This is a genomic window from Rhodococcus sp. no. 34, from assembly GCF_054589475.1.
Window position 1 is genome coordinate 82,269 of record NZ_BAAILK010000049.1, and the last position, 13,552, is coordinate 95,820.

Below are 13,552 nucleotides of genomic sequence, written 5' to 3' on the forward strand. Positions count from 1 at the left end.
GCCACCGTCGCAGGCGGACAATGGATATGGGTACGCATTTTCATTCCGTTCCCGAAATCCATTTTGCGACAAGCAAATTCAGATCCAAGGAGAAGTGGAGGAGCAACCATGCCTACAGTCGAGCAATCCGTGGAGATCGCGTTGCCACCCAAGGACGTCTGGGAGTACATCGCCGTCGCCGAGAACTGGCCCAACTGGGAGAATTCGATGGTCGAGTGCACACAGATCACCGACGGCCCGATGGGCGTGGGAAGCCGCTGGCACGGTGTCTCGCGAATCCTGGGCAAGCGTCTCGAATGGACATCCGAATTCACCGAGTACGACCCACCGAGATCGTCGAAATCGACGTCCGTCGAAAGTCCGGTCAGCTTCTCGCAGACCACGACCTGCGAAGAAGTCGGTGACGGCACTCGGGTCACCTACCGACTCGACAGCGAAAGCGGCCTGGGAGGAGTATTCGGCAAGATGGCCGACCCGATCGTCACGAAAGCATTTTCACGGACGGTTCGGGTAAGTCTCGAGAACTTGGCGGACATCCTCGTGCACGCCGAATGATCTGACGGACAAAGCGCCGGCGCAGCTAGAGCGAGGCAGCGGAACGGTGCGGATCGCGAATGTCGATCCCCGCCTCGGTCCACGCTTCCCTCAGTGCCTCCGCGCCGCGCAGACGCACCCAGGCGGCTTCGGTACCGGTCAGGGGGACCACACCAAGGAAGCGCACCGGGTCGAACGGCTCCGGCAGCGTCAGGTCTTCGATCCCGCTGTCACCGAGAAGCACCGCCGTGAACGCAGTGTCCTTCCACAGCGGCTCGCCCAGGTCCAACAGTGCGTCCTCGAGCAGCACGACGCCTTCGACGGACGGCGCCGCGGCCAGCACCGCGAGCGTCCTGGCCACACCTGACGCCACACCGGTGCCACCGCGCAGCGTGAGTACCAACTCGGCGCGGGGTCCGCGTGTGGGGTCTGCGACCAGTTCGTTGGGGTCGCCCATCGGATGACGCGAGCACCCCAGTGTGGCGTAGCGGACCAGGCCGTCGGGTGATTCGAAACGCAGCACGTCCAGCGGTTCGACACCGAGGAACGTCACTGAGGCCGCGGTGGGGTCCGGCCCCTCGATGCTGCTGACGAGATGGGCCCGGACGGAAGATACGACGCTGTCTGACACTCGTCCATCTAAACACCGTGCCCGCGAGGTTCGCAGCGCAGATACCTCGCGGTGGCGGTAGCGTCGTCGAAATGGTCTCCGTTCTCGCTGTCAGCGACGAGACCGTCGAATTCCTGTGGAGCAGTCAGGTTCGTTCACTCGGAGTCGACGTGATCCTCGGCGCGGGCGATCTGCCGTTCGCCTATCTGGAGTACCTGTCCGATCAGCTGAATGCGCCGTGCGTGTTCGTTCCCGGAAACCACGACGTCGATCTGTCCGGATACTCGAACAAGAGATCGGGTTGGATGCGGGCGGGCATGCCCGCGCAGTGGCCAGGGCCCACCGGCGCGGTCAACGCCGACGGACGCATCGTGACCGTCGCCGGTCTGCGGATCGCGGGCCTCGGTGGTTCCATCCGATACAACACGGGCCCCAATCAGTGGTCCGAGCGCCAGCAGAGCCGACGCGCTCGCTCGCTCGCCTGGCGAAACGCCTGGCAATCGCGGCTTCCCGGTGGCCGGGCGGGCGTGGATGTGCTGCTCACCCACAGTCCCGCCCGCGGTGTCGGCGACGCCGAGGATCGGCCACATCGAGGGTTCGAATGCTTCACGCCTTTGATTCACAACCTCGATCCGACGGTCATGGTCCACGGACACATCCACCCACACGGGCGAACCCCTCTCGATCTGGAGGTAGGCCGGACTATCGTGCTCAATACCGTCGGCTTCACGCTGATGGAGATTTCCCCAGGTACTCCGCCGACGATCGTGAGGCGCCGACATGGCTCGTGACACCGGATTTCCCACAGCCGACGCGGAGAACGACTTCGCTCGTCAGCGTCGACGTGCCGACGTTGCCCGTCTGGTCAGTTGGCTACGACGCGAACCCGACGACGTCAACGCGATCCTGCCGTTCGACGAGGTTGTCGCAGCTCTGGGCAAGGTCGGCGAGAAGTCTCTGGGGCTGCAGGTCGTCACCATCGAATCAATAGTCGGAAGTGTCGACCGCACAGGTGATTTCGACAGGTACTTCCGTCCGACGTCCACTCACTCGCGCGCTCGTTGGGAGCGACTTGCGGTGGCGCAACGACGCGGCGAATCGGTACCACCTGTTCAGTTGTATCGCGTCGGCTCCATGCATTTCGTGATCGACGGACACCACCGAGTGTCCATTGCGTGTGCGATGCACCAGAAGACAATCGACGCATACGTCACCGAGATCATCACGCGTATCTCGCCGGAAGGCATCACTCAGCGCGCCGATCTGCTCATCAAGGACCATCGCCGCCTCTTCCTCACCCGCGTTCCGCTGCAGGGTTCACAACGCGAAGCCGTCCAGGTCACCGACCCGTGGGAGTACGCCGAACTCAGTGAGTGCGTGGAGGCGTGGGGTTTTCGGCTCATGCAGGAAAAGGGCGAGTTCCTCGGCCGAGACACGGTCGCCCGGCGCTGGTTCGGCGAGGAGTTTCTCCCGGTCGTGCGAATGCTGAGGGGCGCCGACATGTTGCCCGAGCACACGGACGCCGAGGCCTACTTGTGGATCGCCCGGGAGCGGTACCGACTGGTGCGGCGTCACATGTGGAACGACGAGATCGTGGCCGAACTACGTGATCGAGCACCGCGAAAGCACAAGCCTGCTACGTAGGTACAGTGAACCGCACCTCGCGGTTCGGGATCTTCGGGTGCATGAACTTCAGCAACGAACGCGCTTCCTTCTCGATGGACGCGAGCGCGGTTTTCGGTTGCTGCGCAAACAGAGTCGCGCTCAACTCGATCGTCTCCTTGGCCGGCGTCACCGTCGCGAATCCCACCACCTTTCCGCGCACCAGGATGGCGGGCTTGATGATGCCGTTGACGGTGAAGACGCGAGTTCGATACTGCTCGTCCATGATTCGCGAGCGGTCGGCGTGCGAGAGCAGGATGTTGTCGAACGGAGCAAGGATTCTGACCGGCGGTGTTCCGGAGTTCGGTCGTGGCGCATCCGGCAGGTCGAACACCTCGGCCCCTTTCGCGTTGACAAAGTTGATCAGGCCGGGACGTAGCCTCTCGAAGACTTCGGCGAGTCTGGTCAGACCCGACCACGCCTGGGCGTCCTTCACACTCGCGGGCCCGAAGGCAGCCAGATAGCGCAGCACCATCGCGTCGGGATCTGGAGTTGAACTCACCTCTGCGCCAAGCCAATTCTCCAAGGTTGTCAGTGCCGGTGCTCCGGATCGTCCCCACAGACCTCGCGGTGGAACCTGCACCATCGGCAACAGTCCGCGAACTCCGTGTGCCAACCCTTCTGGCGCGTGGCCGGGAAAACGCTCCGCCAGTAGAGGCCTCATCTGCATTTGGGTAAGCGGCCCGTCTGCTACCAGGTCGCGTCCCGCCTGCGCCAGAGCGTCGAGATCCAACCCGGTGAGCGCCGCACGCTGTGTGCTGTTGGTGTGGAGATCGCGTTCCATGATCGTCTGAACCGTCGCCCGGAAGGGGCCCGCATCCGCGGCCGAGAGGGCAAAAACCGTGCCCCGCATGGCAACCAGCCGCACCACCTGGCGCTTCTCCACAAGGGTGGAGAGGTCTTCTGCCGCAAAGTTCTTCAGCCGCGCCCACAGCGCCAGGTAGGGCGGATTCGGCGCCTGGGCCTGCAGACCTGCCAGGTGCTCGATCGCATCCAACGCGCTGACCTCGGCCCTCCGCAGCATGAACTGCCGCGCCAGAGTCGCCAGGTTGAGCTCGCGATCGGTGATCAGTGCAGCCATCGACAACTCCTCAACGATCGTGGTCAGTGGCGATGACGATCTCGAACGGTATCTCGACTCGCGCGAGGGTTCCGGACTCTTCACCCGGTCCGACCGAGAACGAGCCACCCGCGGCAACCACACGCAGTTCGTGCGAGAGCAGTCCGATGTGCCCGGCGGCCCGTCGTTCGGCAATCCGATCGGCGCTGATCCCCCGACCGTCGTCCGAGACCACCAGCACCGCACGGTGGTCCAGCCGTGCGAGCTCGATCCGAACATTGTGCGCGCCGGCATGTTTGACGACGTTGCCAAGGAGCTCTCGGGCGGCACCGAACAAGACTTCGTCCGCGGACGTGCGCAGATCGTCGTTCCAGCCCGAAGTGTCGACGTCGACCACCACTCCGCCGCGTCCCTGCGCCGAGCGCGCGAGGTCTCCGATTGCACGGGCGAGACCCACGTGCACGAGGACGGTGGGATGCAGCTCCGAGACGGAGGATCTCAACAGCGTGGTCGCTTCACCGAGCGCTTTCGCGGCTCGCGCCAGGGCGACAGGCTCCGCGCTGTCTGCCAATTCGTCGAGATCCATCCGCGCCGCGAGGACGTACTGCAGCGCCCCGTCGTGTAATTGCTCCGACAGTTCCGTGCGCTCACGCTGCTCGAGCCCCATGAGCTCGGCAAGAAGGCTCGTGCGATGCCCGACGAGTTGTCCGATGGTCAACACGCGTGATCTTTGAATCCGAGTCAATCCGATTGCGCCCGCGCCCACTCCGGCCAAGGCCATGGTGCTCAGCAGGATCGACGGCCACGGCTCGGAGTTCGAAGTCATCGTTGCCCAACTGGAAACGAAGAACACCCCGATCGTGCAGGCAACGACGCCGACACACACGTCCGTCCGCAGTTGCGTACACGCAAGAACCGGAATGACGAAGAGCCCGTTGCTCAAGATGTCGGCGGTCCAACTCTGCTCGGCTGCGAGACCGGTCAGCAATGTCAGAGTTGCGAGCACGGCGAGGTCGACGAACAAGCCGAGCCAGATCATCGTCACCGGGCCGGTGCCGCCTTTGCGGATCCACAGCGCCACGGCTGCCGACCAGAGGGCATAGGTGCCCAGAATCGCGAAACACCATCCCGCGTCGTTCATCGGCGGGACGAAAATCAGTGTCAGGGCGATGAACAGCACCAGAGCGCCGCGCACCGTCAGTTGGAGGTACGCACCGCGGTAGGCGTGTTCGCGCATGATCCGCTCGAGGTCCGGGCCACCGGGCAGGTGCTCGGTTCGTACCGAGGATTCGTTCATCTGTCCTCCTGTGCCGCCCATCCCAGTTCCCTGTGAATGAGCTTCGCACACGAGATTTCACAATCAACCCGCAATACCGTGAATGGCACAGCATTCACCGAACCTCGAAACCACGCAGGAGTGCTCATGATCTCGACCCGAGCAAGCAAGCGCCGCATCGCCACTCGATTTGCCGTCGCCGGCGCCCTGGCAGCGGCGCCGATCGCCGTGGTCGCCGGGACAGCGCAAGCCGCCCCGGCCTCCACCCATCACGAACAATTCGGCCGCCTGGTCCCCCTACCCGAACCGGCCGACGCAGCGCCCGGCCCCGAACAGGTACCGCTCCCCTGGGGCGCGACGTATTCGGTCACCTTGCCCGGGTAAAGGTCACAGCAGCAGATTGGCTCCCGTACCGCCGTCGAACACCGCGATCTTGGCGGGATCGAACCAGAGATCGACAGACCTGCCCTGGGCCACCGTGGACTCGGACGAGAGCCTGGCAACCAGTTGACCGCCACCAGCGACGGCCGTTCCCGAATCGGCAGCGAGTTCCTCGAGTTCACGAGAGTTGACGGCGGGGCCACCAGCGAGGAAATACGCGTACTTGTCCGAACCCATCGATTCCAGCACGTCGACGTCGACGGTGAACGTCCCGCCGTGCGGCTTCTGCGCTGCATCGACCAGCGCCACGTCCTCGAAATGCTCCGGTCTGATACCGACCACCACGTCCTTGCCCGAACCGCTGCCCGAGATCTTCGACTGCGCCGCCGCTGGCAGGCGAACATCGCCGATCGGCGTGCTCACACCGTCGGCCGTCAACTGTCCGGGGAAGAAGTTCATGGACGGGGACCCGATGAATCCCGCCACGAACAGATTGTTCGGACGATCGTAGAGTTCCTGCGGCGCACCGATCTGTTGCACGATTCCGCCGCGCAGCACGACTACCCGATCGCCGAGCGTCATCGCCTCGGTCTGGTCGTGGGTCACGTAAATCGTTGTCGTACCGAGTCGCTGCTGCAGACGGGCGATCTCCGTCCTCATCTGCACGCGCAGTTTGGCGTCCAGGTTGGAAAGCGGCTCGTCCATGAGAAACGCCTTCGGGCTGCGCACGATTGCGCGTCCCATCGCGACACGCTGACGCTGACCGCCCGACAGGTTCGCCGGTTTGCGATCGAGATGCTGGGTGAGGTCGAGCACCCGCGCTGCGTCGTCGACCTTGGCGTTGATCTCGTCCTTGGACATCTTCGCCAATGTCAGTGGGAAAGCGATGTTCTGACGCACCGTCATGTGCGGATACAGCGCATACGACTGGAACACCATCGCGATGTCGCGGTCCTTGGGGGCGCGTTCGTTGACGCGTTCACCCGCGATCCGCAACTCACCGGTCGAAATGTCTTCCAGCCCGGCAATCATGTTGAGAGTCGTGGATTTTCCACAACCGGACGGGCCCACGAGAATGATGAATTCTCCGTCGGCGATGGTGATGTCGACATCACTGACCGCCTTGGCTCCGTCCGGGTACAGCTTGGTCACCTTGTCCAGCACGATCTCGGCCACAGGCTTATCCCTTCACTGCGCCGGAAGTAAGCCCGGCCACGATACGACGTTGGAAGAACAGAACAAAGATGATGATCGGAATGGTGATGACCATGGCGGCCGCGGCGATCGACCCGGTGGGCTCCTCGAATTGTGAAGCGCCGGTGAAGTTCGCGATGGCCGCGGGGGCGGTGATGGAGCGTTCGGTCGACGTCAGCGAAATCGCGAACAACAGGTCGTTCCAGCAGAAGATGAACACCAGGATTCCCGCAGTGACGATGCCGGGCGCGGCCAGTGGAGCCACCACCTTCCGGAACGCCTGCCCCGGAGTCGCGCCGTCCATCTGCGCCGCCTTTTCGAGTTCCCAAGGAATCTCTTTGAAGAACGCCGAGAGCGTGTAGATCGCCAACGGCAACGCAAAGGTGATGTACGGCAGGATGAGTCCGGCCCAGGTGTCGAAGAGTCCGAGCCGTCGTTCGATGTCGAACAGCGGGCTCACCAATGAAATCTGCGGGAACATCGCGATCAGCAGGGCAACAGCCACCAGCAGCTTCTTGCCCGGAAAATCCAGGCGCGCAATCGCGTAAGCAGCCATGGTTCCGATCACCACGGCGATGACCGTCGAGATGAGTCCGATGCCGATGGAGTTGATCAGAGCACTGGTGAAGGCGCTGGTGTCGAAGATTCCTCGGTAGTTGTCCAGGGTCCACTTCTCCGGAATGAACTTGCCGTCCTTGATGGTTCCGGCGGGCTTGAAGGACAGGCTCGCAATCCACAGGACGGGAACCAGCGCGTACAGCAAGACCAGAAGGTTGACGACGGACCAGCTGATCTTGAGTCTGGGAGTCACGGTCATGTCAGCGTCCTTCCGTATCGGATCCGGGAGCCGAAGCACCGAAAAGTTTGATGAAGATGAACGCGATCACGGCCACACACACGAAGATCAGCACGCTGATCGCGGATCCGATACCCAAGTTGAATGCCTTGAACAGATTGTCGTAACCCAGAATCGACACCGACCCGGTGTCGTTCGCTCCCTTCGTCAGCACGTAGATGTTGTCGAAGATGCGGAACGCGTCGAGTGTGCGGAACAGCAGAGCGACGAGGATGGCGGGCTTCATCAGCGGAAGGATGATGCGTACCAACCGGGTCCACGCGCCGGCGCCGTCCACCTGAGCCGCCTTGAGGAGGTCGTCGGGCACGAGCGCCAGGCCGGCGAGCAGGAGCAGCGCCATGAACGGCGTCGTCTTCCACACCTCGGCAAGGACGATGATCGCGAGCGACGGGATCTGGTCGGTGAGCGGCGCACTGCCGTCGGGCAGGAGATTGGCGAGGTAGCCGGTCCCCGGCGTCCACGCGTAGTACCAGCTGTACGCCGCCGCGACGGTGACGATGCCGTACGGGATGAGCACAACGGTGCGGACGAGCCCCTTGCCCACGATCGTTCGGTGCATCACCAGTGCGATGGTCAGTCCGAGAACGAACTCGATGACGACCGAGACAACCGTGATCGACGTCGTCACCGCGAACGCTTGCCACCAGTAACCGTCGGTCAGCACCGACACGTAGTTGTCGAACCACACGAACTTTCGTTGATCCGGGAAGCGCAGGTCGTAGCGCTGCAAACTCAGCCAAACGGCGTAGACCACCGGATACGCGGTCACCGCGATCATGAGAATCGCGGCCGGGGCCACCAGCCAGAGACCGAGTCGACGCTCAGCCGCCTTTCCGTCGGACATCTTCGACTTCGCGGAGTGCTTCGGCTCCGGCGATGGCGTCGCGACTGTTGGTGCAGCTCCCGAATTTTCGCTGTCGATCGTCACGGAATCAGCCCCTCGGAATTGACTGCCTTGCGTACCTGCTCGGCAAGATCGTTCACGGTCGATTCCGGATCGATGTTTCCCACAGGGTTCAGCGTGGCAGTGATGAGCGTCGAAATACTCTGATAGGCAGGAGAAACCGGCCGAACCGAAGCGGTGTCCAGGCTGTCGCGAACCTCACGCCACGCCGGGTACGCCTCCTGGAACGCCGGGTCGTCGTACAGGCTCTCGAGAGTCGGCGGAACGCCACCGGCTACCGCGTTGTTGCGCTGATTCTCCTCGTTACGCAGACAGGTCAGCGCCTCGAAAGCGAGGTCCGGATGCTGACTGGTCTTGGCCACCGCCACGTTGAAGCCGCCGATCGTGACCTCGGCCGGCTTGCCCTCGATCACCGAGGGATACGGAGCGGCAAGGAAATTCCGTTCTCCGTTCACTGTGAGCACCGTGTTTCCGGTGTTCTCACTGGTGACGTTGCCCTTGTCGTCGATGTACGGCAGATCGCCCTTCTCGGCATTCTCCATGATGCCGGGCAGCACGAACGGCCAGTTGACCTGGAAGGCAGATTTGCCGCTCTCCATACCCAGTCGCGACGACGCTTCATCCCCCTGCGAGATCGAGGGATCCGCACCCTTCGCGGTAGCGACGCGCTTCATGACGGTCAGCGCCTGTTGGGCAGCATCACCGTCGGCCACCGTCACGGTTGTTCCGTCCGGCCCCACCACCGATCCGCCGGCACTGGCGAGAAGGGTGTTGAACCAGACCATCAATCCTTCGTATTGCTTGCCCTGCACACCGATCCAGCTGGGGCGCCCCTCCGCGGCCAGGCCTTCGGAGATGTCGATCATCTGATCCCAGGTTTGGGGTGGTTGCCCGTCCGGCATCAAATCCTTTCGATACCAGAGCAATTGGGTGTTGGTGTTCAATGGCGCCGCATAGAGCTGGTCCTGCCACTTCGCCGACTCCAGCGGACCCTCGAGCGTCCCGTTGCTGACCTCGGCCGCCACGTCGTCAGGAAGCGGCAATGCCCATCCCGCTTCGGCGAATTCGGCAGTCCACACCACGTCGAGCGTCATCAGATCGAGTGACTTGTCATTGCCGGTCAGACGCCGGGCCAACTGAAGTCGCTGGTCGTCGGCACCCTTGGGCAGAGTTTTCTGCTCGACCCGGTACGCGCCGTTCGACGCCGCCGAACAATTGGCGGCGGCCTCCGCATACTGCTCGGCGCCGTCGGCAGCGGTGTAGAAGGACAGCACCACGCCGTCGTCATTGTCCGATCCGCACGCACTGAGCAAGGGCGCCAACAACAATGTTGCCGCGCCGAGCAGCCCCGCCCGCAATTTCTTCTTCTGCCCCGCCCGCGATCTCTCGTTCTGCCCCGCCCGCGATCTCTTGTTCTGCACAGCCGTCCTCCTCGGGCGGCGAGACGGCGCAGTCGTTACGGCTGGCCGACGCACCACACATCGGCACTTTTGCCGGAGAAGGGATCTATTTCCTTGTCCGGCAAACGGTCACGGGGAAGTGAGCATTACCTCGCCCGCGTGTACACAACGTAACCGAGATCACATAAATTGGCAGCCCGAGTGAGAATGTCAGATAGCGAGCTTGGCAAGAAGGTCGCGCGCCGACTCCGCCGTCTTGGGCTCACACAGTACGTCGTAACGTCCGGCGACCAACTGCATCGTCGAGGCGAAGTCCCGCTGCCCACGCGTCGCGGCGTAGGGAATCGTCGTGGAGATGACACCGAAGATGATGCCGCCCACGATGCCCGCGATCAGCGGAGCGAGGAAACCGCCGGTGACGATTCCGAGCACCAGGCCGAAGAAGACACCGAGCCACGCGCCGGAGACGATGCCGCCACCGATCACCTTGGCCCACGTCAACCGACCGAGAACTCGCTCGACCTGCATCAGGTTAACGCCGACGATCGTGACGTCCTGAACCGGGAATTCCTGATCGGAGAGGTAATCGACTGCGCGCTGCGCCTCGGCGTAGGTGGGGTACGACCCGATGGGCCATCCCGAAGGCGGTGTCGGCAACGCTCCACGGCGCGACCCATTCGACGATTGACCGAGCGGATTGGACATGGCTGGCTGCGCTCCTCTTTTCGGGCACGTCATCCACGCGGATGACGCAAGTACATCTACCCCCTATTGTGCCCTTTACAGACCTGATTCGTTCGGCTATGCGAGCGTCAGGCGTGTTCGGGCGGCGTGAATTCCGAGGTGCGCGTCATCCCCGCGGCGCGGCCCTTGGCCGAAATCACCAGTGCCATCTTGCGACTCGCCTCGTCGATCATCTCGTCGCCGAGCATGACGGCGCCCCGCCCTCCCCCGGCAGCCGAGGTGTGGAACGCGTACGCGTCCAAGATGAGTTCCGCACGGTCGTAGTCGGATTGGCGCGGACTGAACACCTCGTTGGCCGCCTCGATCTGCGTGGGGTGCAGAACCCACTTGCCGTCGAAACCGAGCGCTGCCGTTCGCGCAGCCGACCGAGTGAAAGCCTCGACGTCGCGGATCTGCAGGTACGGCCCGTCGATGGCCTGGACGCCGTGCGCCCGCGCGGCCATCAAGATGGTCATCAGGATGTGGTGATACGCGTCACCGCGGTCGTAGCCGTCCGGTTGCTCACCGACGACCAGAGTTCGCATGTTCAAGCTCGCCATGAAGTCGGCCGGGCCGAACACGAGCGCCTCGACGCGGGGACTCGCGGTGGCGATCGCGTCGATGTTGGTCAAGCCGATCGCGTTCTCGATCTGCGGTTCGATCCCGATCTTGCCGACCTCGAGGCCGTTGGCCTTCTCGACCTGCGTCAACAACAAATCGAGCGCCTGGACGTGACTCGCATCGGGAACCTTGGGCAGCAGAATGGCGTCCAGATGCGCTCCGGCGCGGCCCACCACCTCCACGACGTCGGCATACGTCCATTCGGTGGTCCAGTCGTTGACCCGGACAACCTTGACCTGTTTGCCCCACCCGTCCTCGGCCAACGCGTCGCCGATCGACTCCCTGGCCGCCTGCTTCGCCAGCGGCGCCACCGCATCTTCGAGGTCGAGAAAGATCTCGTCGGCGGGCAATCCCTTCGCCTTGTCGATCATCTTCCGACTGCTGCCGGGAACTGCCAATACCGATCGACGGGAACGGTTGCGTGAAGTCATTGCGGACTGCCCTTCTCGATTTTCGGTGGCGCCGTTGCAGATTTTGACGCTGGACGAATTAGCCTTGCAATCATGGCAGCAGCAGGCAAGGTATTTGCAGCCAGGCTTGCCGGCCTGGTTGTACTCGGCCCGGACGGCGAATCGATCGGTCGTGTGCGCGACGTCGTCATCACGGTCCGCATCGGACGCCAGCAACCCCGCGTTCTCGGTCTGGTGATCGAAATGTTCACGCGCAAACGTATTTTCGTTCCGATGTTGCGTGTGACAGCAATCGAACCGAGTGCAGTCACCCTCACCACCGGCAACGTCAGTCTGCGGCGCTTCAACCAGCGCCCGGGCGAAGTGCTCGCTCTGGCGCAGGTACTCGATTCACATGTGCGCGTGGACGACCCGGAACTCGAGGAGCTTCACGGCGTCGACACGATAGTCGTCGATCTCGGAATCGAATCGACGCGGACGCGAGACTGGGTGGTCTCCAAGGTCGCGGTTCGCGGCCATCGCGGACGCCTCGGTCGACGCGCGGCGATTCACATCGTCGACTGGCAGCACGTCGCCGGCCTCACCCAGAGCGATCTCTCACTCCCCGGCCAGGGCGTAGCTCACCTGCTTCTCCAGTACGAAGGCATGCGACCCGCCGACGTGGCCAACGCCATGCGCGAACTGCCGGAGAAGCGCCGCCACGAACTGGCCGTGGCGCTCGACGACGAACGCCTCGCCGACGTCGTGCAGGAACTGCCGGCGGATGACCAGACCGATCTGCTGATGCACCTGGAAGTCGAACGCGCCGCCGATCTACTCGAAGCGATGGATCCCGACGACGCCGCCGACCTGTTGGGCGAGCTGCCCGAAACCGAGGCCGAGTCACTGCTTCAGTTGATGGACCCGCAGGATTCCGAACCTGTTCGACGCCTGCTCGAGCATTCCCCGGACACTGCCGGTGGTCTGATGACGCCCGAACCGGTGGTACTGACGGCCTCGACGACGGTCGCGGAGGCCCTTGCCCGCGCCCGCAACTACGACGTGACCCCGGCGCTGTCGAGCATGGTCTTCGTCGTACGTCCGCCGACGGCGACTCCGACCGGGCGGTATCTCGGCTGCGTCCACTTGCAGAAGCTTCTCCGTGAGCCTCCCGCCAGCCTGGTAGGCGGACTACTCGACACCGACATGCCCAGGTTGGCCCCGGACGACTCGTTGGCGTCGGTCACCCGATATTTCGCGACGTACAACTTGGTATGCGGGCCGGTCGTGGACGACGAGAACCACCTGATCGGGGCCGTGACGGTCGACGACGTGCTCGATCACCTCCTGCCGGAAGACTGGCGTGAGGATTACTCCGACGACGAGGAACTACTCCGATGAGCGAACGGGCGTCGAGCACGACCGCACGGCAACGACTGGAAACGCCTCGCGGAAGCCGCCGGTTCAATCTCGATTTCGACGTCGAAGCTGTCGGGCGCGTCAGTGAACGCATCGCCCGCTTCCTCGGCACGGGGCGTTATCTCGCAATCCAGACGATCATCGTGATCGTCTGGATCCTGATCAACGTGTTCGCGGTGGCCCTGCAGTGGGACCCGTACCCGTTCATCCTGCTCAACCTGGCCTTCTCCACCCAGGCCGCCTACGCGGCGCCGCTGATCCTCCTGGCCCAGAACCGTCAGGAGAACCGCGACCGGGTCTCGCTCGAGGAGGACCGCTCACGCGCCGAGCAAACCAAGGCGGATACCGAATTCCTCGCCCGAGAACTCGCAGCTCTGCGTATCGCCGTCGGCGAGGTTGCCACCCGCGACTACCTGCGACGGGAGCTCGAGGAGATCAAGTCGATCCTTGCTGCCGACGGCGAACCGACCCCGAAGAAGAAGCACCGTGACTCGAATACTGCGAAACAAAGTCACAACTAGCT

General features: G+C 63.4%; 15 protein-coding genes. 6 read left to right on the forward strand and 9 right to left on the reverse strand.

Going from position 1 to position 13,552, the window contains the following annotated elements:
• Positions 1–108 precede the first annotated feature (108 nt).
• Positions 109–555 carry an SRPBCC family protein gene (locus tag ACYP01_RS29110; RefSeq protein WP_054187353.1) on the forward strand — a complete coding sequence of 149 codons (447 nt, stop codon included), beginning with the start codon at positions 109–111 and terminating at the stop codon, positions 553–555.
• A gap of 25 nt (positions 556–580) precedes the next feature.
• Here the strand turns inward: ACYP01_RS29110 and ACYP01_RS29115 are convergent, their stop codons facing one another.
• Entirely contained in the window at positions 581–1,165 is a 585-nt protein-coding gene (locus ACYP01_RS29115; RefSeq protein WP_373937455.1) for a suppressor of fused domain protein, read from the reverse strand.
• A 71-nt stretch (positions 1,166–1,236) separates the two neighbouring features.
• Here ACYP01_RS29115 and ACYP01_RS29120 point away from each other — a divergent pair, with 71 nt between their 5' ends.
• Both ACYP01_RS29120 and ACYP01_RS29125 read left to right on the forward strand, forming a co-directional pair.
• On the forward strand, positions 1,237–1,935 hold the full coding sequence (locus ACYP01_RS29120) for a metallophosphoesterase family protein (protein ID WP_373939078.1): 699 nt from the start codon (positions 1,237–1,239) through the stop codon (positions 1,933–1,935).
• Positions 1,925–2,788, forward strand: a complete 864-nt coding sequence (locus tag ACYP01_RS29125; RefSeq protein ID WP_003945080.1) for a hypothetical protein — start codon at positions 1,925–1,927, stop codon at positions 2,786–2,788. The genes ACYP01_RS29120 and ACYP01_RS29125 overlap by 11 nt, the downstream gene beginning before the upstream one ends.
• On the opposite strand, the gene ACYP01_RS29130 is transcribed toward ACYP01_RS29125, so the two are convergent.
• Both ACYP01_RS29130 and ACYP01_RS29135 read right to left on the reverse strand, forming a co-directional pair.
• Complete coding sequence (locus ACYP01_RS29130; protein ID WP_459683518.1) at positions 2,781–3,887, reverse strand: winged helix DNA-binding domain-containing protein; 1,107 nt, start codon at positions 3,885–3,887, stop codon at positions 2,781–2,783. The two genes, ACYP01_RS29125 and ACYP01_RS29130, sit on opposite strands and share 8 nt — an antisense overlap.
• Before the next feature lie 10 nt (positions 3,888–3,897).
• Positions 3,898–5,163: a sensor histidine kinase gene (locus ACYP01_RS29135; RefSeq protein ID WP_459683520.1), complete on the reverse strand. Its 1,266-nt coding sequence runs from the start codon at positions 5,161–5,163 to the stop codon at positions 3,898–3,900.
• A 126-nt stretch (positions 5,164–5,289) separates the two neighbouring features.
• Here ACYP01_RS29135 and ACYP01_RS29140 point away from each other — a divergent pair, with 126 nt between their 5' ends.
• Positions 5,290–5,526 carry a hypothetical protein gene (locus ACYP01_RS29140; protein WP_007736112.1) on the forward strand — a complete coding sequence of 79 codons (237 nt, stop codon included), beginning with the start codon at positions 5,290–5,292 and terminating at the stop codon, positions 5,524–5,526.
• A gap of 3 nt (positions 5,527–5,529) precedes the next feature.
• Here ACYP01_RS29140 and ACYP01_RS29145 read toward each other — a convergent pair whose 3' ends face one another.
• The 6 genes from ACYP01_RS29145 to ACYP01_RS29170 form a co-directional block, all read right to left on the reverse strand.
• Complete coding sequence (locus ACYP01_RS29145; protein ID WP_003945069.1) at positions 5,530–6,699, reverse strand: ABC transporter ATP-binding protein; 1,170 nt, start codon at positions 6,697–6,699, stop codon at positions 5,530–5,532.
• Between the two features lie 4 nt (positions 6,700–6,703).
• Entirely contained in the window at positions 6,704–7,534 is an 831-nt protein-coding gene (locus ACYP01_RS29150; protein WP_003945075.1) for a carbohydrate ABC transporter permease, read from the reverse strand.
• Position 7,535: 1 nt separating this feature from the next.
• A complete protein-coding gene (locus tag ACYP01_RS29155; RefSeq protein WP_044480569.1) occupies positions 7,536–8,417 on the reverse strand; it encodes a carbohydrate ABC transporter permease in 882 nt (293 codons plus the stop codon).
• Positions 8,418–8,497: 80 nt separating this feature from the next.
• Positions 8,498–9,835 carry an ABC transporter substrate-binding protein gene (locus ACYP01_RS29160; RefSeq protein WP_037131899.1) on the reverse strand — a complete coding sequence of 446 codons (1,338 nt, stop codon included), beginning with the start codon at positions 9,833–9,835 and terminating at the stop codon, positions 8,498–8,500.
• Between the two features lie 252 nt (positions 9,836–10,087).
• Entirely contained in the window at positions 10,088–10,582 is a 495-nt protein-coding gene (locus ACYP01_RS29165) for a general stress protein (RefSeq protein ID WP_003945065.1), read from the reverse strand.
• A 107-nt stretch (positions 10,583–10,689) separates the two neighbouring features.
• Positions 10,690–11,652 (reverse strand): HpcH/HpaI aldolase/citrate lyase family protein, encoded by a 963-nt coding sequence (locus tag ACYP01_RS29170; protein ID WP_020908461.1) that lies wholly within the window; start codon positions 11,650–11,652, stop codon positions 10,690–10,692.
• A gap of 72 nt (positions 11,653–11,724) precedes the next feature.
• On the opposite strand from ACYP01_RS29170, the gene ACYP01_RS29175 reads away from it, so the two are divergent.
• Both ACYP01_RS29175 and ACYP01_RS29180 read left to right on the forward strand, forming a co-directional pair.
• Complete coding sequence (locus tag ACYP01_RS29175) at positions 11,725–13,011, forward strand: magnesium transporter MgtE N-terminal domain-containing protein (RefSeq protein WP_003945077.1); 1,287 nt, start codon at positions 11,725–11,727, stop codon at positions 13,009–13,011.
• Positions 13,008–13,550, forward strand: coding sequence for a DUF1003 domain-containing protein (locus ACYP01_RS29180; RefSeq protein ID WP_003945067.1), 543 nt, complete (start codon positions 13,008–13,010; stop codon positions 13,548–13,550). Before ACYP01_RS29175 ends, ACYP01_RS29180 begins: the two co-directional genes overlap by 4 nt.
• Positions 13,551–13,552 lie beyond the last annotated feature (2 nt).